Here is a 24,244-nt window from a genome sequence, read left to right as displayed (position 1 = left end):
GGAGGAATCGGCGCTTCGTGGTCATGGTATCGGCCTTCGCCGTATTCACGATGACGCTTCACACGATCCTGACCGTACCCGCCATCGTCGATGACTATGGCGGGCACTGTGCTGATTCGTGCTGGCTGGTAGCTACAGCCTGCCAGGCTCATGATGGCAATGGCACTGAGTAGCAAGAAGATCAATCGCATGCGATTCTCCAAAGTTTGTCATGCCCATATTAGCAAGCTTTTGTCTCGGGGCCATGTGGCAGACTGGCGACAGATACGGCGTCATTGTTGTTGCAGTGAGGCTGTCCCTTCGGCGGTGACCGACCCACAGTAAAGGACAACCACTTTCTTTCCATGTAATATAATCATGTGATGAAAGACCTCTCTTGGCCGTAATCGCCCGTGAGCAGTCCCTGATTAATAAAAGGTCAGACTGACCTGGCTGAGCCGCCCCACGTCGCGCAGTCGGTCGGTGCCTTCGAGATCTATGACTCTCTGTCGAATAAACAAGCTCGGCGAGGTGCGGCCCGAGCTTGTGTCTTCGGCCCAGATGCTCCACGCCGCGTCACGCTTCTATCGCTGAGAAAGAGGCGGCGGAACTATTGGACACACAGGCCTATTCATTTTTCCATTTAATCTGAAACTCTATCTCTTCTTCATCATCCGATCGTTCGTGTTCGATGGTGAATTCAGCTCGGACGGGAACATATATACGTTCACCGGCAATCTGAATGTCGAAGCGTTCTTCGTTCTCAATGGCATCTGCCAGTCTTCGCAGCTTGGCCACGAAGTCGGCCTTGGGGTAACCCTTTTCTATGTCTCTATCGTCTTTGGATCCCATCATTCTCTCCTCGGTGGCGTGGTTACTGCCAGCGCCCGTGGCGTAAGCAGACTCCCGTCCAGTCTAGCAGGTCCCATGCACTCTCTACCTGGCGACGTCAGAAAATGCGACAGCACCGTCACCATTTTGACGCGCTGAGTGTTCGACCCTCGCACATAGGTCTAGTTGTCGGGTCCCGTGTGGTTGACCACCCGCTTGGTAAATAACTCAGGACGTTTGGTCTGCCATTCCTTCATTACCGCAGTCGGTGATTGATGGTGCAGTGCCTTCTGCGGGATGTGGTGATTGTACAGCCAAGTGTAGCGTTTGAGCGTCCGCTCCAAGTCCTCGCCTGAGGTATAGCGCCGAGTCGCCAGCACGTCGCTGATGCGGCCGTTGAAGCGTTCCACCATGCCGTTCGTCTGCGGCTTTCCCGGCTTGATCAGGCGGTGTTCGATACCATGGGCTTGGCACTCCTGATCGAAGGGGTGGTGGCCGCTGGGCTTGCGCTCACCCGCCCGCGTGAAACGATCGGTGAAGCATTTGGCATTATCCGTCAGCACTATCCGAAATCCGAATCTTGAACGGTGCCTTTTCTTCCTCCTGCCTCATGAACGCTCGTGCATCCTTCGAGGACTGACTGCACCTGCCCTCCAGATAGACCCAGCGCGTGGCGCGATCGATGGCGACGTACAGGTAGCGTTTTTGCTCCTCGTCGGGCATCAGAGGCAAGTGCTTGATGTCGATGTGCACGAAGCCCGGCTCGTAGTCCTTGAAGGTCTTGTGCCGGGGCTTCCCATCATCGCCAGCGTCCTGCCGAGCCAGTTCCGCCAGTGTCGGAACCTCGCGCCGCTGGAGCATGCGATGCAGACCGGAGCGTGACAAGCGGGGGTTCAGGAACTCACGCGCCGCGACGAGGAGATCATCCAGGCCGAGGCGAAGGAATTCGCGAGCCGCGATCAGCACCTCCTCCTGCTCGGGCGTGAGCGTGGCCAGCAGGTTGTGACGCGTGTGCGGTCGGTCATGTACATCGTCACGGTACCGCCAGCGCCGGATTGTCGCGGTGGAGACGCCATACTGACGGGCCAGTTCGCTATCCGTGATGTTGGAGGGCGCTGCCTGGATCTCGGCCCGGATCTTCGGTGTCGTGGTCGCTTGTTTATGCAGCTTGATGTCCATGAACCTGCTCCCGGATGAATTGCTGAAGAAGCTCCCTGGCGGCTAGCAGAGGATAACCTCTATAAGCGATTCGATCATCCGGGACCCTACATCTAGCATTATTAATTAAGACTAATGAATTTTCTACGAATTTCTATTTTAGTAAATTATGATTGTCCGCTTCTGGCCGACAGTTGCCCTTGACCTTGAGTAGGGCAGCTATCCCACTGGTGGTGATTTTTGATCTTGTGAAATAATGGATATCCACTTTCGTGATCATCCAGAGTCGGGGGCGTAAGTTGATAGCATAGTTGGGGGGAGTGGATGTTCTTTATTTGTTGTTTTTTTATTATCTTTATTTTTTAGGTGTGGGCGTGTCGGGGCTCGAGTCTGATGGCGACGATCGGTTCTTCTGCGGAGGCGGAGGGAAGCTGAGCACCATCCGCTGGCCCAGGTGAGCCTCCGCGGCCGAATCCCCCGTCGACGCCAGGAGCCAGTCATCGATGCGGCCTCAGAGGCGAGGTTCGCCGAAGCCTTGCGCCCGGGGCGAGCATGAAGTGGACTACGCTAATAGCCTGATCGCCGACCTCGACAGGGCCGGCCGGACCACATCGAGCGCGGCGCAGGGGGCGGATGTCGTTTTGGCGTCCGACGTGTCGGGCCTCGCAGTGACGCGGAGAGGAACCATGGCTGCGATTGAGCGCTACGACGTGCTCTGCATCGGCGGCGGCTCTGGTCTGACTGCCGCCTATTACGGGCAGCAGGACGGCAAGTCGGTCGCGCTGGTCGATGACCGTCCCGACCAGCTCGGCGGCACCTGCGTCAACCGCGGCTGCATCCCGACGAAGGGCCTGATTCAGGCTGCCGAGGTGATGCAGACAATCCGGCACGCCGCGGACTTTGGTATCCACCTGGATCAGTCGTCGGTTCGCGTCGACTTCCAGGCCGTTCTCGACACGGTCCGCCGGCGGCGCGAGGACGACGCCGCTGCCGTGCGCCGCTGGGTGGAGAGCGCCTTCACCCCTTACTATGGCCGGGCGCGTTTTGTGGGCGACAAGCTGATCGAGATGGAGGACGGGCGCCGGCTGACCGGCGAGCGGATCTTCATCGCGGCGGGCGCGCGCCCCGCGATCCCGCCGATCCCCGGGCTGGCGGAGAGCGGGTACCTCACCAACGAGTCCGTCATCTTCGACCTCACCGAACAGCCCGAACACCTGATCATCCTCGGCGGCGGCTACATCGGCTGCGAGTTTGCCCATTTTTTCTCCGCCCTGGGCACCCGCGTCACGGTGATCGACCATTCCGAATGCCTGCTGGCCGAAGACGACGACGTGCGGGCGCTGTTCACGCAGGAGCTTGCCAAGCGGGTGGAGCTCGTGCTGCAAGCCGAGGCACGCCAGGCGCTGGTGCGCGATGGGCAGTGTGGCCTGATCGTTGCCACCGACGACGGCGAACGTACCGTGCTGGGCGATCGGCTCCTGCTGGCCACCGGTCGGCGTCCCAACACCGATGGGCTCGCACCGGAGAAGACGGGGGTCGAGCTTAATGACCGCGGCTTCGTGATGGTCGACGACGGGCTGCGGACCACGCACCCCGACATCTATGCCTATGGCGACGTCATCGGGCAGGGGATGTTCAAGCACACCTCGAGCTACGAAGGTGAGCTTGCCTACCGCAACGCGCACGGTGCCTCCCTTGCTGTCGACTACACCGCCAACCCGCACGCCGTGTTCAGCAATCCGCAGATTGGCTCGGTCGGGCTGACCGAGCGTGCCTGTCGCGACCAGGGCCTCGATTACACCGTGGCCCGGAAGCATTACGCCGATTTCGCCAAGGGCAAGATCATCGGTTCACCACCGGGCTTTGCGAAACTCCTGGTCGAGAAGGGCAGCGACCGGATCCTGGGCTTCCATATGATCGGCCCCCAGGCAGCCGACCTGCTTCACGAGGTGGTGGTCGCCATGAACACCCCGGGGGCCAAGGCGCAACGGGTGCGCGACAGTATCCACGTCCACCCGACGCTCGCCGAGTTGGTCAAGCAGGTGTTCGATGCCACCGCGTAGGAGCCAGTCAGCGCTGTGTTTCCCGGTAAAGTGCGATGAACTAAAAATGAGGGGTAGACTCCCTCATTTCTCAGATGTCGGCAACTCTGTCGGGGCTGATCTTGAAATTATACAAATATCAATAAATTCTGAATGACTGCTCTTGGCCGTTTCTTGTCCTCCCTCCAGACTCCGGTCTGGTCCGCATGCTGGGCGGCTAGGAGATCACTGGCACCCGCGAGGTGTTCCGCAGCACCTTGTCCCTCGGCATTCCGATCTGTTGCCGCAACATTCACGGTCCTGCCCGACGACTGTTGCCACCCGCCCTACAGCACCAAGCGTGTTGATGAGGGCCGGGACGCCTGCCATTGCTACCTCGACGACCACCGGAGACGACGTGGAGGCGTCCTACGGCCGCCATGAACCGTCTGCGCCGCGACTGGCTATTGGACGGCGCTGACGCCGCATAGCCAGCATCATCCAGAGGGCTCATCGTGACCGTGAGGTCACCCCATTTCCTGGGAGGTGGTAGGCGCGGCGCCCAAGCCCCGATCTATGTTGCAGCGCACAAAATTCCTTGCTATTGTGCACTGCAGCAGAGCGGGAATCTCCCGTTCCACGACATTCAGAACCCCGGAGGTTCCCATCATGACCAACGTCTTCGCATTCGACGCCAAGCAGTTCGACACCGCCCAGTTCGAGTCCGTGTTCTTCGCCCCGGCACGCGCCTTCGCCGCCCTGTCCATCGACGTCACCGAGAAGCTGGTCAATGCCCAGCTCGACGCCACCAAGGCCTATGCCGACACCGGCTTGACGCAGCTGCGTAGCCTGGTGGAGGTCAAGGACGCCGCAGGCCTGAAGAGCTACCTGGAAGGCCAGCAGGCCGTCGCCAAGGAACTCACCGAGCGTCTGAAGGGCGATGCCGGGAAGGCGGTAGCCCTGCAGCAGGAGTTCGTTCAGGAAAGCCAGAAGCTGACCGAGGGCAGCGTGAAGCAGGCCCAGGAAGGCCTCCAGCAGGCCACCGAGACCGCGACCAAGGCGGTCAAGCAAGCCGCTCCCAGGGCCAAGTAAGCCTTGGGCCCGCGGGCCGCGCTGACGCAAGACCCCAGGCCGCCGATTCATGATCGGCGGCCTCTTGGTATGTGAGCAATGGACATGGGGCGATTGCCGGCAGGCGCCCCCGAGTTCGACGCTTCCATCTGTCGAACTCGGGGGCGCCGGGCGTTCGGTCGTCGTTTGCGATGGTCTGCAGGGGGCTGTACGGCGTCTGCCGCATGAGGGGGCGGAACGAGGTGTGGTCCTGCAGCACCATGCTGAGGCAAGGTGGGGTCGGGAAGCCTTGGTGTGGTGCGTTGCAGCACCCGATACGGAGGGAAGCGACAAGGCCAGCTCTTGTTGTTGTTATTCAAGGCCTTGATTCAATGGCGTTTTGTATTTGTTGGTGCGTGTTTCGCATTACTCTTTGCAGGATCGGCTGCCTTGGCAGCGACGATTCTGAACGTGAGCTGGCGTGCTCCACCTGGTCCCCTTCGGGGGACCTTTTTTATGCGTGCTTCAGTGGCCGGCATCATGGCGGTTACGGTCACCGGCGACAACACGACCTTGGTGGTAGGCCCGGCGGCACCTTGCCCGTGGCGACTTCGGCCGCGCCCGGAAGACGAACTGGTCGGAGCGCTGTAAGGAACGACTGACCACCGCGTCCCATTGGGAGGGGAGCCGGCGTCGCCCGGACTGGCTCCTTACGCGTGGCCACTGCATCGGCTTGCCGGGCCGGGCACCGGGCGAAGAGGGGAGGACGGATGGACAGGCGTATCGTGATCGTGATGCTGCTGCTGATGGCGTGGCTGGTGCTGCCGGGCGTGTCGGCGGCCGACGCTCCGGCGGACGGAGCGCCTTTGGTCGAAGCCCCGGTAGCCGGACCTTTCTATCCCGCCAATCCGCTGGTCACCGAGCGGGCGCTCTTCGCCTCCGACGACGGCGTGGTGCGTCTCGACCGCGGGAGCGGCGAACCGGTATGGCAGGCACTGGCCGGCGAGCAGACCTTCGCGCCGGTGATGGCAGCGGGCAACCTGCTGGTCGGCACCGCCTCGGGCCTGGCGGCGCTGGACCCTCGCAGCGGCGAGGTGCGCTGGCGGCGCTTTCGCGAGGCGACCCTCTATTCGCCCAGCGTGGCGGGGGAGCTGGCCTTCGTGGCCGGGCGGGACGGCACCCTGCGAGCCGTCGAGGCGGCATCGGGCGAGGTGCGCTGGACGCACCGCTTCGAGGGATGGGTGTATCCGCCGGCACTCGCGGCCGGGGTGCTGGTGACCGGCGGCCAGGGTGCTGCGCTCACGGCGCTGGAACCGGCCACGGGGCGCCTGCTCTGGCAGCGCCCGATCGGGCAGGAGCTGGTCTACCGGCCGGTGGCGGGCCGGGAACTGGTGTTCGTCACCACCTTCGCCGGCGAGGTATTGGCGCTCGAGCCGTCGAGCGGCGACATCCGCTGGCGGTATCGCGACCGGGTCGCCAGCGGCAGTCCCGCGGCGGATGATCGGCGCCTCTATCTGGCGCGCCTGGATGGCGTGCTGCAGGTACTCGATCAGGCCACCGGGGCGCCGTTGGCTCGACGCGACCTGGGGGCGGGCGTGTCGCTGCCCCTGCGCGTCGTGGCCGGGCGGGTCGTGGTGGCCGACGCGGCCTCGCGGGTCACGGTCCTCCGTGCGGATGACCTGTCCCTCGTCTGGCAGACGACCCTGGATGATGCCCTGCGGGCCGCTCCGCGCCTGGCGCGAGATCGGCTGATGCTGGTGACGGGTCCGGACTATCGCTACCGGTGCCTGCGCCTGGTCTCGCCCTCGTCCCATGACGACGTGGGGCGGAGTGGGCTGTAAGGGCGGCCGGATCTCGACGACCAAGCCCTGCGGGTTACCGAATAATCCTGACGACAGAGGCGTGGAGGGCAACCATGAAGACCATCAGACTACTGGGCACCATCGGGGTCGGACTGCTGATCGGCGGCCAGGCCGCGCTGGCTCAAGAGGCGCCGTTCGGGGGTGACGAGGATGTCGCCTATGCCGAGGCGCTATGGAGCGCCCTGCAGGAGGCGAACCTGGTCGGCGAGGGGCGCACCATGTCCGCGCCCTATACCGGCCAGCATCCGCACGGTGCCATCCTCGATACCATCGACGGCGAGGTGACGGTGGACGGGACCACCGGGCCGGTGATCGTCAAGCGCAACTACGGCGGCGAGGGAGCCTCGAAGGAGACGGTATGGAACGCTCCCGACGACTACCTGGGCGCGGTGACGGTGATGTTCAAGCGGGAAGGCTACGATCCCGACAACAGCGACTGGTTCTGGGTCAAGTACCTGCCGAGTGGCGAACTGGATAGCAATCCCGCCGGGGTGCCGCTGGCCGGGCGCGTCGCCAAGGGCATGGATCAGGGCTGCATCGCCTGCCATGCCGGGGCGCCGGGCGGCGACATGGTGTTTGGCCATGATCGGATCCAGTAACCCCTAGGCCGATCGAGGAGCGGCGCCTAGCCCGGGGCTAGCGCCGCTTCTTCTCGAGGCCGGCCAGGGCCTGCTTGAGCGAGAATCAGGGGCAGACCCTGAGGGATCCCACGTTTTGCCAGCTCATGGGATATCGCCATGCTGTGCCGTGACCTCTATGTGTAGCAGTCTCACCAACTCATCCTATCGGTAGCGGATCCGCCTGGATCGAGCGTGCTGAATGGCCTCCCGCCCTAGTCGCCATACGGACAAGACCGATCGTGAACGCGCCTGTTGCTCTGGAACTGCTGGGTTCGCCCCTCTCGTTGGGTCTTCAGGCCGATGGCAACCAGCACCAGACTGGCCAGCATGGCAATCAACAACAATAACTCAATGCGGCCGATGAGCAGGCGAGCCACATGGCAATAGAACAGCGGACGTTCTTGATGTAGATGGGGAATATCCGGGCTAGACGATCCGTTCCATGATGTCTCCGGCGATCCGGCGGACGTCAATGTCGGGATAGGTGAAGACGGCCTGCGAGAAGTCCAGTTCCAGCCCGTTCTCCTCATCCCAGCTGGCAGGCTGGAGGACCGAGACTGCCAAGCCTGACCCGAAGGAAGCCAGCGTTTCGTCCCAGCGTTCGCTCCAGACCTCGCCATAGATCGCAACGCTGGCGGCGACACGGCCGTAGACCCCGACACGGAACGACGGGGTGAACGATCCGTGCAGGTCGAGATCCAGTGAAAGTCCCGCCAGCGGTGTCCAGTCGAGAGACAGGTCGGCCCCGGAGTCCACGGCGAAGTCGAGGGCCGCAGTGATCCCGACTTCGCCGGTCAGGTCGGCAACCGCGGCGCCGAGGCCGAGACCGCCGCCAATGTCCAGTTCGATACCGGCATCCATGCCGAAGTTCAGGTGACTCTCACCGTCGATCACCGCCGAGTCCGGATCGCCGAGCGTGTATTCGATATCGGCGCGGCTGTCGTCGAGGGTAGCGGGTCCGATGGTCGCATAGCCGCGCAACCGTCCACCGATAAAGCCGAAGACGCCGATCGAACCGACAACGGGGATGGTTACGCCGAAGATCGGGAACTCGACCCGTGGGAAATTCACGAGGTCCCGTTCGCGTTCGATCGCGTCGAAGAGGGGGATCGAGGGGGGCAGGGCGATGCCACCGGCCAGGACGATCTCGTCCTCGGGTGTGTATCGGACGCCAACCGTACCGGTCAGGTAGGGGCCGAACTCGATCGAGATAGAACCGCCGCCCCAGGCTTCGAAGGAGTCGATGGGGTCGCCCGACTGGTCGAATTCGCCCTCTTCGGTGACGGGATAGTTGCCGATGGCGAAGTCGAAGGTGCCCGTCGCATTGCCGATGGCCAGGTCGCCCTGTCCGCGCAGGATCAGGCCGCCGTCGTCAAAGGTTGCTTCCAGAGTGCCGGTGATCCCCGGAATGGCGAAATCGGCCGAGCCGGTGCCGCCGAGCGCCCAGGCGCTGGTCTCGGGATCGTAGGTCACATTCACCATCACGGTGGCGTTCTCGACGGCTGGCCACGCCGAGGTGTCGAGCGTGACTGTCCCGCCGATGGAAACTCCCTCCTCCGCGCTGTAGCCGATCTCGATGGTGGCGGGTTCGGGCTGGCCGGGCAGTTGCACCAGTGCCTCGCCATCGAAGAGGAAGTTGCCCTCCTCGTCGATGCCGACACGGATCACGCCGGACTGCAAGCCAGGCACCACGCCTTCGGTGATGCCGAGCTCGGCGTCGAAGCTCCAGGCTTCGTCTTCGTAGCGGACGGTGGTGGAGGCCGGGTCGACGAAATCGAAGTCAAAATCGAAGGTGCCCTCGATTGCGGTGCCCATGGCAACGACGGTGCCGCTGCCGATCTGGTCCAGCTCGAAGGCCGCGGCGCCGCCAAAGAGCAGCCCCTCGTCCCCCATGGCGATCGTTAAGTTCGCCTCGGTTACCCGGAAAAAGCTGAAATCCAGGCGGTCGGTGGGGATGTCGACATCGAGGCCGATGCCGTATTCCGTGAGCCCGACGGTAGCCTGAAAACCCTCGAACATGGGGTGGGTCGCAGTCAGCGTCGCCGACAGTTCCATCGCCCAGGCGTCGCTCAACCCACCCTCGCTCAGCTCGAGCGGGCTTGCACCTTTAAGTTCAGCCCGCGCCTCCATCAGCGATGAGCGCACGCCGCTGCGGTCGATGTAGGCGCCGTAGCCATAGCGGCGATCGAAACGCAGCGGCAGGCGGATCTCGGTATTTACCTGAATCCGGTCGCCGCTGACTTTCTGGCCGGTCTCGCGGTCGTAATAGGTACCCACGCCGCCGCGGACCCGGCCGGTAATTGAGCCGACCTCCTGATCGGGCTCGAGGTTTTCGGGATCGAGCCCCTGCTGGAGCGTGGCCGACTGGATGCGGAAGTTCTTGAAGAAGTCGTCGTCCTCAGCGCCCAGCGGTTTGCCGCTGTAGGTCGGGTTGGCGAGGTCCGAGACGTCGACCCGCCGGAAGAAGCCGCTCTCCTTGCCGAGAAACCAGAGCACGGTGGTCGGCGGGCTGCCATCGCCCTTGGCGACGAGTCCCCGTTCCTGCAGCTCTTCGAGGGACATCGCCTGGACCAGCCGCCGCCGGCCGAACCGGATGTGTTTGGCGGCAATGATCTCGTCCACCGTCCAGGTGTCGACGTTGCGACCGATCTCGCCACCGCCCACGACGCGGCCGAAATGCAGGCGCTGCCCGCGCGGCGTGCGCGAGAAGCGCAGCACGTCGCGGTTTTCGTTGCGGCCCTGGAAGAAGTTGTCCTCGCGCGCGCGGCGGAAGAGGTCGTTGATCTCAGCCAGGACCGTGTTCCTGATCCGGGACCCGGAGGAGGTATTGGCCGATTCCTCCAGGAGCCAGACGTTTTCGATCGAATCCGGCCCCTCGAGCTGGTGTTCGCGGTAGTGATCCACGTGATAGAAACTTGCCCTTCCCCTCTTGTTCCAATTCGGGATCAGCAACTCGTCCCGGGCCAGAAGCTGGGCTTTGGTTCCGGAGAGTATCTGGTTCGTTGCGCGGACTTTCAGGTAATAGATCGGGTCGCTGTCGCTCTCCGACGATGGGTTCGGGATGAAGGCTTGGATCGCTTCCTCGATCTGGGTCTTGTTCTCGGTGATGCGCTGTGTCCAGAGCTGGCGCTGCGCGGTATCCCGCTCCTCGTTTCGGGTCGTATAGGTGAAATCGGTCGATGGTATGAGCGTGGTGGTGATTCCGTCCTGCCGGGACTTGCCCTTGATCTTGCCATTGATCTTCGGCAACTCCAGTCTCGGCATGGTGAAAAGACTGTCGCTCTGTGAGAAGTCGAGGGCAAAGCCGCGATCGCCGCCCTCTCCCTCCCAGGTCTCACTGACCTCGACATCGCCGGGGTCATCGCGCTGGATGACATAGCCTTCGCTCGCACCTTCGGACTGTTGCAGGACGTGCATGAGTTCGTGCGCGAGCACGCGCAGGTCCTGCGGGTTGCTCGCCGCGAAACCGTCGCGAAAGAAAATGTGACGGCGCAGCGCGAAGGCGTGCGCGTCGATGGCACTGCCAATTTCGGCCGCCACCGGGTCGTCGTGGATGCGGACGCTGTCGAGCTTCCTGTGGAAATGCCGCTCCATGCGCTGGCGGGCTTCGCCCGGCAGCGGGCGGCCGCCCTGATCCAGCCGGTCTACCAGCTGGCGGGAAAGTTCCGGCCCCAGCTCGGCCCGGCGGCCCGACGCCGCGAAGGGACTGGGCGTGAGGTCGACCGGCTGGCCGCCGAAGCGGCTGGCGGCGTGGCGCGCCTCGGATTCGAAACTGGTGTTGCGGGGCTCGATATAGACCGGCTGGTGGGATTGTCGCTGGGCGGTGGCGGCGGCCTCTGCAGACACCCCGGTCCGCCGGGAGCGGCTGGCCTCGGGGGCGTCGGCAGTCTGCTTCTGCGCCTGCGACTGTTCCATCTCACTCGGGCTTCGCGAACGTGAGTTTGACCCGCAGGCTGCTCTTCAGGGGTTTGCCGGCGGGCGGCGTCTGCTCAACCACTCGCGCGCCTCTGCGCCTGGCCGCTTTCTCGTCGAATTCGGCTTCCTCGATGCCTTCGGCCTTGAGCAGCTTGAGCGCCTGGGCGCGGGTTTTGCCGCTGACATCGGGCATGGTGGGAACCTTCTCCTCGCCGTTTTCCTCTTCCCGGCGCCCGATCGAGATGACCAGCGTTACCCTCGCATCGCCGACGGCTTCGCCCGCCTTCGGATCCTGTTCCAGGACGATATCGGCGGGCCCGTCGCCGGGCTCCTCCCGGATCGTGGGGGCATCGACATAGTCCGGCACCAGGACTTCGAGCGCCTCCTTGCGTGTCCGGCCCACGAGGTCGGGCATCAGCCGGGCCGCGACGCCCATGCAAAGCCGGATTTCGGTGTCCTCGCCGACCGCGGCGCCCGCTTCCGGAGTCTGTTTGACGACGCGGCCGGCATTCTTGCGGTCCACCACCTGGCTGAATTGCACCGCGGAATACCGCAGCTCGGCGAGCCCCTTGCGCGCCTCCTCTTCGCTCCGGCCGACGAGGTCGGGCATGGTCTGCTGGGGTTCGGGGCCGAGCGAGATACCGAGAAGCACGAGGCCGCCCGGCATCAGCGTGCGACCGGGGTCGGGGGCCTGCGCGATGACCGTCTCTGCGGGCGCGTCGTCGGAATAGCTCTCGTCGTAACTGATGCGGAAGTCGCCCAACTCGCCCAGTGCCGCCCTCGCATCCGCGGCGGTCTCGCCGATGAGATCCGGTATTTCCACCTGCTCGTCCGGCTCGCCGGGCGCGGGTTCGACTTTGCCGCAGCGGCCGGAGGTGAAATCGCGCCTGGCCATCAGCCCCGGTGTCAGTTCCACGGGGCGGCCGTCGAGCACCGCGAGCTGTCCCTGGGCGTCGCGGATTTCGATCCGCGCCGACTCCCCCGTCGCTTCGGTCACCACGGCATAGTAGCCGAGCTTGTCGATTGGCGAGGTGGCGATGGTGCAACCTTCGGAATCGATCAGGTCGGCCTCGCCGCCGCCGGTCGGCGACTCGACGTGGCCGAAGATGCGCGCCTCCTCCTTGTTGGAGCGGGCGGAGAGGCGCTTCATGGTCGCGTGCGCTTCCTGCAGTTCTTCTGCCGCGCTCTCCTCTGCGCCCTTGGCCTGTGCCAGGGACACCGACCGCCAGACCAGGGTGTCGGTGTAGCCCGGATCCCGCACGAATCCGCCCCAGCGGGCGGCGCGGGCGGTTGCCGCCTGCGCCGCTTCGCGGCGCGCCCTGTGCTGGAGGCGCGCCTTTTCGAAGGCCTCGTCCAGGTCGGATCCCATCTGGTCCGGAATGCTGTCGCTGTACGCTTTCGCCATGGCGGCGCCTCGCTTCTGTCAGGGGTGAATGTTGCCCGGCCCGGACGGCGCGGCGGGGGTGAGCCGCATCTGCGCGATTCCGTGGCTGGCGTGGTTCAGGAAGGTGGTGTTGTCGCGTCCGGCGGTCAGCGCGGCGCCGAGGACGCCCGCTTGCGGCCGGGATTCGATCCGGTTCGAGAGGCACTGGAGCGAGAGCGCGCCGGTTGCCAGCAGGTGCAGGAAGGCGCCGGTGTCGCTGTGCACCGACTTCAGGGTGTTGTCGCTGATCTGCACGTCATAGGGCGAAACGACGGTTACCAACGCGAGGGAGTCATCGCCGCGCACGAAGTTTTCCGTCCGGATATGGTTGTTCTGGAGCTGGATTACGCCCCGGTCGCGCTGCGCCGAAACCTGCGTGGTCGCGGCGACGAGGATTTGCAGGAGGTAGTTCGATCCGAATTTCCCGAACTCGATTTCGAAGATGCGGAAGAGGGCCATCAGCCACACCAGCGTCTCTACAAACGGGAACTCGGAATTAACCACGGATACCGCGCTCGCCAGCCGGGGCCGGGCCGGATTGAGCCGCGCGGCGAGGGTGGTCAGGTGGTTGTCGGCGATGTGGAAGGAGCCGGCGCCGCGGACGTCCAGGCTCATGCCGGAATTGACCGCGACCTGGTTGTTCTGGATGCGCAGCGCTTCTGTGCGGGGCAGCTCGAGAAGCTGCGCGATGCTCTCTGCCCTTGCGGCGAAATCCCCGTCCCTGACCATCCCGGCCCCGCTGCCGCCGGAGGCGGGGTGCTCCTCGCCGACCGCAGCCAGGACCTCGCCACTCAGGTTGCCCTGTTCAGCCATATAGTCGCGAATGCTGCCGCCGGTGACCGGCGGCCCCCAGACCGACGTCGCCCCGTCGATGAGGATGCCGCCCGACACGCCCAGAATATTGCGGTTGCCCGACCGTTCGAGCCGGCCGACCTCGAGGATCTGGTTGTCGTGGATATGGCAGGTCTGCACTTCGGAGAAGTAGATGCCGGCGGATGGACTGCGGTGACCGGTGCCTATCCCCTGAATGATGTTGGAGCCGATCATCGCGCCGCGCACGACTTGCAGTGCGATGCCGCCGAAGCCGATCTCCTGCAGGTCGTCGTCGAGAGTCGAGGCGACGGCCACCCGGGCGCAATTGGCGATGTGGTTGCGCTCGGCGGCCAGCCCCTCGACGATGCATTCGCCGGCGGTGGGGCGCAGCGAGAGGTTCCAGGATGGAATCGAGATGCCGGAACCGCCCATATTGGCGATCTCGTTGTCGACGATATGGACATGGCTCACCGCACCCGCCGGGACATAGAGGGTCCAGTCGTCATCGTCGTCATCGGGCTCGGGCAGCGTCAGTGTCGGATCGATACCCAGGCAGCCCTGCAGGGCGACCTGGGTGATGCCGATGGGGTTTTCGATGAAGCTGAAGGTCGCATTCGAGATCAGCTCCCGCGCGGCTTCGGAGGGCACCTCGCCGTGCTCGAGCAGGTCGCTGCCCGCCACCGTTGCCTCACGACTGTTCTCGCTCCAGGTGGCGCGCTCGTCCACCGCCTGCATCATGGCTGCCCCCAGCTCGGCAACCAGTTCCGCCTCGCCGTAAACCAGGCCGAGCACGCGGATGAGATTCAGGTGGCAGAGTGTGACGCCGTGGCCGAGGCCGCCGCGGATAACGTTGCGCGCGATCGTCACGCCCCGGCTGCCCGAGGCGATCTGCAGCCCGCCCAGCGACATCAGCGTCAGCCGGGACGTGTCGCATCGGAAGCGATTGTCGGAAATAACCAGGTCCTCGCCGCCGACAAACGCGAGCGGACGCAGCGCGGCGTAGTCCTCGGCCGGGATGATCGCCGCTTCCTCTTCGGCGAGGAAGTGGGAGTGGCCGACCCGGGTTCCGCTGCCGTCGACCAGCGAGATGGCCGAGCCGCGGCCGACCGTGTCGATCCGCTCGAGGGTCAGGCGGGAGGTGCGCGCCGCCGCCACCGCCAGGCGGTTGCCGTCCTCGATGGTGAAGTCCCTGATGGTGACGCCCGCGCAATCCTCGATCGTCAGGGCGGGCCCGTCGCCGGGGCCCTGCACCAGCCGGGTCTGGCCCCGGCAGCCCTCGATGGTGATGTCGATGCGATTCCGCAGCGCGGCGCCGCCGGTGTGGATACCGGGCAGGAGGCAGATGCGCCCGCCCTCGTGCGGCAGGGCGGCAATGGCGTCCTCCAACCGGTCGACATCGCCAAAGCTGGATACGCCGTTGCCGACCGTTACGGTGCAACAGCCGCGGAGTTTCCACAGCGGCCGGATTTTGCGGCGGCAGTCGTGGATATGTCCCACCACCTCGCCGCCTTCCAGCTGCCAGTGGATCAGCGCGATCAGGTCGGCGGCGCGGCGGATGTCGCCCGGCGGCTGGCCGCCCGCTTCGAGCATCCGCTGCGGGAACACGGAATCGTTGACGTTGGCGCGCACGCTGAAGGTCCACTGGTCGCCCGCACAGCCCGCTTCGACGAAATCCAGCCTGACGCCGGTGTCGGCGAGCGGTACGTCGGCACCGGTGGCGGTGGAGGTCTGCATGGCGATGGCCGGCGGCTCCCAGAAGCGCACGAACAGAAAGGTGCCGTCGCCCTGCGCGTCGTACCAGTCGCGCAGGTCTGTATCCACGGGCGCGGCCAGTTCGAGGGTCTCGTCGCCGGGGGTATAGCCCGCCTGAATGGCGTGGAAACGACCCAGGGGTGCGGCGGTGACCTCACCATTCGGCAGCCGGCTGTCCCATGTCAGAAGCTCGGCGATCTGGCCGGAAACCGGAAAGCGCGAGCTGTCGTCGAAGGGCGTCACGATGCGCAGGGTGGCGTCGTCGTCGAGTGTCGCGCGGTAGAGTTCACCGCCGTTCCGATAGGCCCAGACGAAGCGGTCCGGCGCCGTCAGCATCACCTTGATGGTGTGGTTCAGGCGGCCGAAATAGCCCAGGGCCTGTTCCGGTGCGCAGGGATTGTCGGGCTCCTCCACGGTGCCCAGGTGGACCCGCAGGCGTCCGCGCGGGCGGATCGCCGGCGACGGCAGCTCGACTTCGGCACAATCGCCCGCCAGCAGATCCATGACCTGCGGCCGCGCCTCGGCGCAGCTGGGCGATACCCCGGGCAGGATGCGGACCTTGGGCGAGGGGCGCACGCGGGTCGCCGGATCGCTGCGCATCGCGACCTCGTCCAGTTCGCTGTCCTCCACGACCGTGACCGCCAGTGTGCGGCTGTCGATCACGACGGCGTCAAAGCGTTCGCCGCCCGCATCTGCGATCTCGTCTTCCGCCGGCCAGTCGAGCGCCATGTCGGGCTCCAGCGCCGCGGACAACCCGTGCGGCTGCTCGATAAAGGCATAGCTCTGGGGGTTTCTCAGAAGGTCGCCGTCCAGCAGGTAGTGTCCGGCGGCGAGGTCGAAATCGACCATGCCCGCCACGTTCCTCAGACCGCCGGCGCGCCAGCCGTCGTCGGCGCTGCCCGCGGGCGCGACCCAGACCCGGGCCAATGCCTCGTCCTTTTCGCGATTGGCGTCGAAGGCGGCGTTGAGGTCCGCGTCGGTGATGGCGCCGCCACCCTCCCAATAGACGCCGCCGTAACCCTGGCGGGCGTCGTGTTCCCTGGTGATGCGGCGTTTCATGTGCGCCCCCCCGTTTCTTCATAAATTTGTGCATTTTGCCCAACGGGCAGAAAAGTACTGGCAACCCTCGCCAGGTCGTCCCGGCGCTGGTGCCAGAATCTCGCATTGCCGACGCCGATCTCGGTCCGGCCCTCACCGCCATGCAGCAGGCCCCTGTCGGCGAGGTCCGAAAGTGCGGCGAAATCCAGGTCGCCGAAGCGGGTCGAACGGAACGATGCCGGGGGAATGGTGCGCTTGTATTCGACGCACTCGAAACGGCGCGGCAGGATGGACGGGTCGCTGTCCCCCTCGAAAGCGGCGACCGCGCTGAAACGCAGGCAGGACTGGTGCCGGTTGGTGACGTAGAGCGGCCCGTCGAACAGCGTATTTGTGGCGAAGATCAGGTTCGCGTGGCAGGCGCCGAGGACGGTGGAATTTGTCAGGTGCAGCCGCGCGAGTTCCACCGATATCGCCGGCCGCTCCGGGTCGCCCGACTGCACGATGGAATCCGATATGCGGATCTCGCCGGCATTCAGCAGCGATGGGTCGGCCCGCGTCTCGACGATGGGGCCGGTGATCGAGCGCTCGATCCGCAGCAGTCGCACCGAGCCCTCGATCTCCACCGTCACCGCGGGGATGGCCCGCGCCGTGCCGGGGTCGGGCCGGGCCTGTTCGCCGCCAGGGTCGAGCGAGACGTGGCGGAGTATAACTGTCTCGAAGTGCCCGTCGAGGATCAGCCGGGCGCGGGCGGGTGGCGCGGGGTCATCGGGGCCGCCGACGGCGGTTTCGATGGGGGTGTCGGCCTGGAGTCCCAGCCACAGCCCGTCGATGGTCAGGTGGTTGTCCTGTCCGTCGGTGCCGACGATGGTGAAGTCGCGCTCCGGATCATCCGTGCGCGAGACGACATAGGGGCGCGTGCGGTCGGCGGCCTCGAGCCGCAGTTCGCCGGCGACCTCGAAGCGCCGGCTGGCGGGCCAGTTCCAGAGGTAGCGCCGGTTGTCGCCAAAGGCCTGCAGCCCGGAGGCGGGCGGGGCGAAGGACACCTCGGCATTGGCGTCGTTGAAGCCGGGTCCGAGGTCGACGTCGCTTTCGCGCGGGAAAGTTCCGGCGCCGACGCGATGGACGAGGCCGAGATGATGAAAAAGCGGATGAAACAGTTGCGGCGGCACGGCGCCATCGTCCGGGGCCCCGGCCAGCTGGACATAGCCGCTGCTCACGTCGATAAGGAGCGCGGCATCCTCCGGCCACTGCGCCGCGGGCATCCAGCGCGAGAGATTGGCGGCCACGATTTCGTAGGGATCCAGCACCCGGGTGTCGGCGAACGGGCCTATGTCGAGACGCATGTCAGCCTCGATCTGCCGCGCCTTGGCGCAATCGGCAACCAGGCATTCGCGCAACAGCGAGCTGCGGAAGTTGCTGTAGAGCGTGGGCGACAACTGGTCGGCGAGGATGCGCTGGAAGGCCTGCCGGGTCCGGAAAGTGACCCCGATCCAGGGTGTCAGGGCGGCGGTCAGGCCCGGCGAAGCGATGGCGTCGAGTGCGTCCTCGGTGATCTCGAAGCGCGCGTCGTTAAAGCGGGCGCAGCGCATCGGCAGCGGGAATTCCTCCGGTCCGACCGGCCAGAGACCGGCGCGGTGGTCGAAGGTCGCGCTGTGGAAGAGCGGTGCCGCCCGGCCGGAGGGGTCGAGGGTGAGTCTCGTCCCGTCCAGCCAGAAGGGTGTCGCCATGTCGACCCGCCAGCTTTCGCTGGCGAAGAGATTGAAGTGGATGGTGGCGTAATCGAAGGACGCGGCGCGGCCTTCGCGCGGGCCGAAGTCGGGCAGGCGCGCGAATTCGTCGAAGGCCGGCAGCGCGGCGTCGTCCACCCGCGGGCCGGTCAGTTCGGGCAGGCCGCCGACCGGGCCCTCCGATAGCGGCGCGAAACGGAGGTAGCCCATGTCCAGTTCGTGCGGCGGCCGCGCCAGCCAGCGCTCGATCTCGCGGACGTAGCCCTCTGTGGCGACGATGTCGGTGATCTGCGAGTCCAGCAGGTAGCGGGTCGTCTTCCGCCGGTGGTAGTTCATGAAGTTCGCCGCCACCGTGCGGTTCGCGCGGCTGTTCTGCGCCGAGAGCGTCTCGGCGCCGACCAGGTCGCCGAGATATTTTACCGCCCAGTCGTCGGCCAGTTCGATCGAGGAGGCGGTCCAGACCCGCTCGATTTCGCGCCGCATCTCCGCGAGCCGGTCGGACATGGCGCGGATCAGGACTTCGAGACTGCCGTTCTCCAGATCGTTGCTCCAGTAGAGTTCCGGGATCCAGGAGCGGAGTTTGCGGAAGTAGTACTCCTCGAAACCGTCCAGTGCGCGGCCGGTGTTGGGGTCGCTCATCGCACCACCTCCAGATCCAGCGTCGCATCGAGATATTCGTCCGCGGCCTGGGCGATCGCGGAGGCACTCTCGTCGCCATCGAGGCTCAGCTGCTCCACGCGCAGGATGCCCTCGATGCCGTCCAGCGGCGCCAGCAGCTCGGTGCGGCTCCAGGCGTGGCCGATCCGCGCGCGGCGCGGGGCGAGAAGGCCGGTGAACTGGTGAAAGTAGATGTCGCGGACACGGCGTTTGACATCCGCCGCCCGGGCGTCGGCAGTCAGGCGCAGCCTCAGGCCGATGGCGTGCGGCGCGGGCCGCGCGCTGACCACGTTCACGAGGCTGCCTTCCGGCGCGTGGCCGGCGAGGTAGTCGCGGAGCTCGTTCGCCAGCGCCGCGTCGAAGCCGCCGTCGAAGACTGCGATCACCTCAACCGCGGTGCGCTTGCGGACGGCGTTCCAGTAGGGCCGCGCCCGGGCGGCCAGCGCGCCGAAGTTGCGCGACAGCACCGCGTAATCCTTCGCCGAGACGCAGCGGTCGTTGGCGGAGATGCGGGCGGGCAGCACGAAGCGCAGGTCCTCGGCATCGTCACCCTTCAGCCCGCCGAGGGCGGGGAAGGGGTTGAAGACCTTCTGGATCCCCGCGATCCGCGCGGCCGGCGTATTGACCGTGAAGGCGTCCGGATTGTCGCCGGTGGTTCCGTGCCGATAGCGGGCGGCGACGTTCTTGTCCCCGGCGCTGGCGACGCCTCCGAGAATCACCTGGGCCTGCCCGTCGGCTTCGACGCGCAGCGTGTAGACCCTGTCCTCCGGTGCCACCCCGAACAGGTGCGGCACGTAACGCCACGGCACGCTGTCGACATAGACCTCGATGGCGGGCTGGGGATCCGAGAGGTCGCTGCGCAGGAACGTCAGCGGCTTCTTCGCGAGCCGGAACGTCTGGTAGCGCCGGCCGCTGGCGCTGCCGAGGGTTTCCACCACCGTCTTGCCCTGGTCCACCTCGGCGAAATTGCCGTGAATCCTGAGCGGCGCCTTCAGCACGACCGCCGGCTCGGAGATCGAGGTCAGCTCCAGCGCCGCGCGGCGGCTGTGGGGGTTGACGTCCAGGCTGCCGCTGATGGCGACGCTGCGGTTCTCCGCGTCGACCACCACAAAATCGCCCTGGTGGTCGGGATCGTCACCCAGATATTTCTCCTCGAGCTCGATACGCCCGTCGAAATCCTCCAACGCCATGTGGGTTTTCGGCGCGCCGATCAGGCGCCCAGCGCGCCGCACGCCGTGGAATATCGTGTGCGGGCGACCGGGAGTGATGTAGGTGTCGAGCTTGATCCGCGTAACGGGCGACAGGACCGGCGCGGTCTCGCTCTCTATGAGCACCCGGTTCACCACCGTCACTTCGATGATGCGATCGTACCTGAGTGTGCCGTTTTCGCCATCGATGGCAGCTATTTCCTGATCCTCCTGGAAGGCCGGCTGCACACCCTGGAGTTCCAGCCGGTTCTGGATGAGGCTCCGGCCTTCGCTCTGGTTGACGAAGCTCTTTACCTCGATGCCACCGAGGTCCAGGCCCGCCAGGTTCGACAGCGAGCGGTCGAGCTGCAGCTCGGCGTAGCTTTCGCCCGAGGGGAACTTGTCGTTCACTATCTCCTCGAGGATCGCCGCCCGCCGGATCGAGCTGCTCCTGAACAGCACCGGCTCGTCCACGCGGAGATTCCGGAAGCTGCCGCCGATGGCGACAAAATCGCTGTCGAAGGTGGTTTCCCGTGGCGGTATCGCCGTCATGGCGTTCAGCGCGGGATCGATGGCGGCATCTTCCATCGTCTCGAAGGAGAGGGCGGGGTGGCTGTCATTGCCCTCCGACGTCACTTCCCGTCCGGCGGGGAGGACCAGAGGCATGCGGGCGTCCGAGATCACCGCAAGGCGGGCCACTGCCGCGAGGTTTGGCCGCGGCTGATAGCCGGTCAGGGCGGCGAGCTGGCGCAGCGAGTCTTCCTGCGTCGCGGTCGCGAGATGCTGTTCCAGCGTCCACAGGTGGTTGTAGAACGACAGGTTGTCCAGCAGAGTCGCCAGCCATTCGAGCACCATCCGGCCGATGTCGTCGTCGAGGCCGGTCTGCCAGTGGGCGAAGGTGGCGCGGGCCGAGAGCGCCTGGAACACCTCGATCCGGTGGTCGGCGAACAGCTTCGGCAGCGGCCGTCCATCGGCGTCCAGATGCGCCGGGAAGCGGGGCGGGCACAGGCAGTGGAGGCCGTCGGTGGCAACACTCATGGGGCAGTCTCCTGCGGCAGTTCGGCCTCGAAGATCTCCAGGCGGCCCAGGTCCGGGCGCAGCGGGTCGTGCTTGAGAACGGGAATCTGGTCGGGCGCACTTTCGAGGAAGCTTTCGGTGAAGTCCTTGAAGTCACCCTCGCCGCGCCAGCGGTAGCGGATGCGGAGAATACGGGTGACGCCCCTCTGTGCGGCGATTCGCGCCTCCAGCGCGGCGCGGTAGAGACGGCTGCCGAAAGTGAGGTTGGCCGGGTGGAACAGGGCCTCTGGATCGTCTGCGGCAAGCGCTGCCAGGACGGCCTCGACAACATTGCCCCAGGGAATGCGCGGATCGTGGCAGAGGACGATCTGGAGATCGAGCGGACGGAGTGCGGCGCCGGTGAGGTAGGCCGGCCTGCCGACAAGGCGGATCTCTTCCAGAAAGCGGGTGACCTCGGCGCGGAGGTCGTCGTCGAGGGCGACGCTGTCCTTCGGATCGGTGGCCAGGAAGGTGCCGGTCCAGGTGCCGAGCCAGTAGGACCTGGCGACGGTCGCGTCGATATCGTCCCGGGCCGACACCAGCGCTTCGTAATCGCTGTCGCGGACGGCCCGCAGTTTCATGGCTTTGGTGGCGTGGGGCACGGTCAGCCTGGCGAGCGCCAGCGGCTCGGGCGGCTGCGCGTTGTCGAAGGCCAGCGGGTTCGAGGCCGAGAGGATCGCGTTCGGCATGGGCAGGCTGTCGGGCGCCTCCTCAGGTTGATCGGCGAGCAGGCGCATGCGGTCGGGCGGCAGGTTCGCGTGTGCCGCCCATGCGGTGCGGTAGCGCAGCGTGAAGAAGGAGCCGTCCGCCGGCGTCAGCCCGAAGCCGTTGGCGCCGAAGCGGAGGCACCAGCCCGGGTCGCCGATGTAATCCCGGTACTGGCGGCGTAGCCCGCCGTCGAGCCAGCTGAAAACCGGGCCCCAATGGCCGGCTTCCACCGTCGCGGCCTCGTCGGTCGGGCCTTCCGCCAGCAGGTCGGCCACCACCCGCCAGTCCTCGAGCACGACCCCCGCGGCGTCGGTCCGGGTCAGTGCGACGTCGGGCGCGTATCTGCGGTCCCACGGCATGTCGCCTTCGGCCGGACGCCATGACAGCCCATCGGCGGCGGTGCGAACCATCGGGAAGCGGTAGATGACGGGGCGCGTGCCCTCGGTTCCGGACAGAGGACCTTCGCGTTCAATGGCGGTGGGGAGGTCCTGCCCGCTCTCTCCGATGGTAAAGCGCTCTTTGTACGTCAGGCCGGACACGACCGGTACGATATTGGCGCTGACGAAGGCCCGCTCCAGCTTCAGGTCGAACGGCAGCGCATCCCCGGCCTGCCAGTGCAGCCGTGTGACATCGGTGCCGATCAGTGCATCCTCCACCAGCTCGGGATCCTCGTCGAGCGTCACGATGGTCCGGCGGAGTGGCTCGGACTGCTCGACCGGCCGGGTTTCGATCAGGACTTTGGTCCCGGGGCCGATCTCCGGGTGGATTAGGTCGGTGCCCGCAACGGTCAGTTCGCGCGCGCCCCTGGCAATCCAGGGGCAGTTCTCGTCCGGGATATGGACCGGAATGTCGGTCCAGAGGGCGTGCGTCGGATAGGCGGTGCCGGCAAGGATGTCATCGAAGCTGGCGCCAACCTCGAAAGGTATCACCATGTCGCTGTCGCCATAGCCGGCGAGGGCGGTTCCGGCGATGACCTCCTGCTCGAAAGCGGCGAGGCCCGCAGGCCGGGTGCCCTGGTAGTGGCGCAGCACGGCGTGGCCCTGCGCCGGGAGCTCGGGGCGCAGGCTGTAGCCGAGAATACGCGCAATCTGCCGGAAGGAACGGCGTTCGGTCAGGTGATCGAACTGGGTCTGCAGATAGTAGCCGTCCTGCAGGAAAGCCAGCTCGTCGCCGATCGCGGCGATCAGGTCGCCGAGCATTCGCGCCTGATCCGGTACGATGTTCATCTGCCACTGGGGGTAGCGTTCGCGCGAGAAGGTGGCGAAGGCGTCGAGGTAGCTCTGGAAATCGCGGGCGAGGTAGTCGACCGGATAGTCCGCGCCCGGGCGCTTGTCCGGCACGCCGTGGCAGGCGCAATCGAACACGGTCGGGCAGGCCTGCTTGAACGAGAAGCGCGCGGCGGAGCTAAACGGGTCCAGCCGCGCCCCGGTCAGGTCGGCCAGGCGCAGGTGCTGCATCTCGAAGCTCGCGCCCGAGTCGAAGACCACCGCCAGCACGTTCCGCGTCCGCCCCCGGGCGTCGGTATGCGCCTCGAAACTTTGCGCGTCGACGATTCGGGGTTCCCTGGTGGTTGCGCCCCGGCATTCGACGTCCAGTTCGTTCGCGGCGAAGTCGAGGTCGGGATCGAGCGGGTCGATCACGAAGTAGACGTAGACTCTCGCGTGATCCGCGCCGTCCACAGCGACGAAATCGATCCCTGTCTGGTCGAACGAGGGCTCCTGCTCGGCGAGGAGGATATGGCGTCCGAGCCCACTCATCGCGCGATGGTCCGTTTCAGCACATCCGTCGTGCCGGTGGCGAGGATGACGTAACTGACCTCGATCTCGAAGCGGGAGAGTTCGGGCTGGCGCGTCTCGATATGTTCGACGCGGACAACCTTGTCCAGCCAGAGCGTCATTGCACGGCGGATCTGTGCCTTGACCAGGTCCGCCACTTCCTCGTCGATCGACGCAAAAAGCAGTTGCGGGATGGGGGTGCCCATCTCCGGCCGGTTGATGCGTTCGCCCGGTGCCGTCATCAGTGTCTGCAGCACCAGATCCTGAACGTAGCGCTCGTAGTCGATCGTCTTGGCGAAGCGCCCGCGGTCCTCGTCGAGGGTCAGGGGGTAGGCCAACGCGTGGATCGGATCAGAAGGCGATGAGAACATGCTGGTTTCCTGGCAGGATCTGAAGCGGGCCGGAGGAGGCGGGTACGGCGGTATAGCCGACCCCCACCGACTGCGTATTGACAACGGGGATGCCGCCGGCGGTGACGCGGCTCCCGGCGACGGTCCAGGTGCCGGCGACGGTCAGCGCGGGCGAGGTGCCGGGAAAGGTCGGCACGTCCGCCTGCACCGAAAGCGGCATGTTGGTCGAGGTTACGCGCTGGTTTACCGGCACGAAGGCGGCGGCGCGGCCCTGTGCGGAATCGGAAATGTGTGCGGCTATGGTGAGGGTGGGGTTACTCAT

Annotated in this window: 13 protein-coding genes and 1 pseudogene; 4 read left to right on the top strand and 10 right to left on the bottom strand. The window is 65.8% G+C overall.

Features of this window, described 5'->3' with window-relative positions:
- Nucleotides 1-606: 606 nt before the first annotated feature.
- Nucleotides 607-831, bottom strand: coding sequence for an amphi-Trp domain-containing protein (locus FHR97_RS15565; RefSeq protein WP_183384713.1), 225 nt, complete (start codon nt 829-831; stop codon nt 607-609).
- Between the two features lie 161 nt (nt 832-992).
- Nucleotides 993-1,989, bottom strand: a pseudogene (locus FHR97_RS15560) (DDE-type integrase/transposase/recombinase).
- A gap of 665 nt (nt 1,990-2,654) precedes the next feature.
- On the opposite strand from FHR97_RS15560, the gene FHR97_RS15555 reads away from it, so the two are divergent.
- From FHR97_RS15555 to FHR97_RS15540, 4 genes are all read left to right on the top strand, one after another.
- Nucleotides 2,655-4,031 (top strand): dihydrolipoyl dehydrogenase family protein, encoded by a 1,377-nt coding sequence (locus FHR97_RS15555; protein WP_183384712.1) that lies wholly within the window; start codon nt 2,655-2,657, stop codon nt 4,029-4,031.
- Nucleotides 4,032-4,658: 627 nt separating this feature from the next.
- Nucleotides 4,659-5,081 carry a phasin family protein gene (locus FHR97_RS15550; RefSeq protein ID WP_183384711.1) on the top strand — a complete coding sequence of 141 codons (423 nt, stop codon included), beginning with the start codon at nt 4,659-4,661 and terminating at the stop codon, nt 5,079-5,081.
- A 728-nt stretch (nt 5,082-5,809) separates the two neighbouring features.
- On the top strand, nt 5,810-6,880 hold the full coding sequence (locus FHR97_RS15545) for an outer membrane protein assembly factor BamB family protein (RefSeq protein ID WP_183384710.1): 1,071 nt from the start codon (nt 5,810-5,812) through the stop codon (nt 6,878-6,880).
- A gap of 74 nt (nt 6,881-6,954) precedes the next feature.
- Complete coding sequence (locus tag FHR97_RS15540; RefSeq protein ID WP_183384709.1) at nt 6,955-7,500, top strand: cytochrome P460 family protein; 546 nt, start codon at nt 6,955-6,957, stop codon at nt 7,498-7,500.
- 447 nt (nt 7,501-7,947) lie between these two features.
- Here FHR97_RS15540 and FHR97_RS15535 read toward each other — a convergent pair whose 3' ends face one another.
- From FHR97_RS15535 to FHR97_RS15500, 8 genes are read right to left on the bottom strand one after another with little or no spacing between them, the layout of a single operon-like run.
- Complete coding sequence (locus FHR97_RS15535) at nt 7,948-11,436, bottom strand: eCIS core domain-containing protein (RefSeq protein WP_183384708.1); 3,489 nt, start codon at nt 11,434-11,436, stop codon at nt 7,948-7,950.
- Between the two features lies 1 nt (nt 11,437).
- Nucleotides 11,438-12,841, bottom strand: a complete 1,404-nt coding sequence (locus FHR97_RS15530; RefSeq protein ID WP_183384707.1) for a PASTA domain-containing protein — start codon at nt 12,839-12,841, stop codon at nt 11,438-11,440.
- Nucleotides 12,842-12,859: 18 nt separating this feature from the next.
- The gene (locus FHR97_RS15525) at nt 12,860-16,483 is read right to left on the bottom strand and encodes a right-handed parallel beta-helix repeat-containing protein (protein ID WP_183384706.1); all 3,624 of its coding nucleotides are present in this window, start codon (nt 16,481-16,483) and stop codon (nt 12,860-12,862) included.
- Entirely contained in the window at nt 16,480-18,828 is a 2,349-nt protein-coding gene (locus FHR97_RS15520) for a hypothetical protein (RefSeq protein ID WP_183384705.1), read from the bottom strand. Before FHR97_RS15520 ends, FHR97_RS15525 begins: the two co-directional genes overlap by 4 nt.
- Nucleotides 18,825-21,071, bottom strand: coding sequence for a baseplate J/gp47 family protein (locus FHR97_RS15515; protein ID WP_183384704.1), 2,247 nt, complete (start codon nt 21,069-21,071; stop codon nt 18,825-18,827). The genes FHR97_RS15520 and FHR97_RS15515 overlap by 4 nt, the downstream gene beginning before the upstream one ends.
- Nucleotides 21,068-23,554, bottom strand: a complete 2,487-nt coding sequence (locus FHR97_RS15510) for a baseplate J/gp47 family protein (RefSeq protein ID WP_183384703.1) — start codon at nt 23,552-23,554, stop codon at nt 21,068-21,070. The genes FHR97_RS15515 and FHR97_RS15510 overlap by 4 nt, the downstream gene beginning before the upstream one ends.
- Complete coding sequence (locus tag FHR97_RS15505; RefSeq protein WP_183384702.1) at nt 23,551-23,943, bottom strand: GPW/gp25 family protein; 393 nt, start codon at nt 23,941-23,943, stop codon at nt 23,551-23,553. The genes FHR97_RS15510 and FHR97_RS15505 overlap by 4 nt, the downstream gene beginning before the upstream one ends.
- Nucleotides 23,924-24,244, bottom strand: a complete 321-nt coding sequence (locus FHR97_RS15500) for a hypothetical protein (protein WP_183384701.1) — start codon at nt 24,242-24,244, stop codon at nt 23,924-23,926. The genes FHR97_RS15505 and FHR97_RS15500 overlap by 20 nt, the downstream gene beginning before the upstream one ends.

Source organism: Halomonas stenophila, from assembly GCF_014192275.1.
GTDB lineage: Bacteria > Pseudomonadota > Gammaproteobacteria > Pseudomonadales > Halomonadaceae > Halomonas > Halomonas stenophila.
This window is presented reverse-complemented; position numbering and strand designations above follow the sequence as displayed.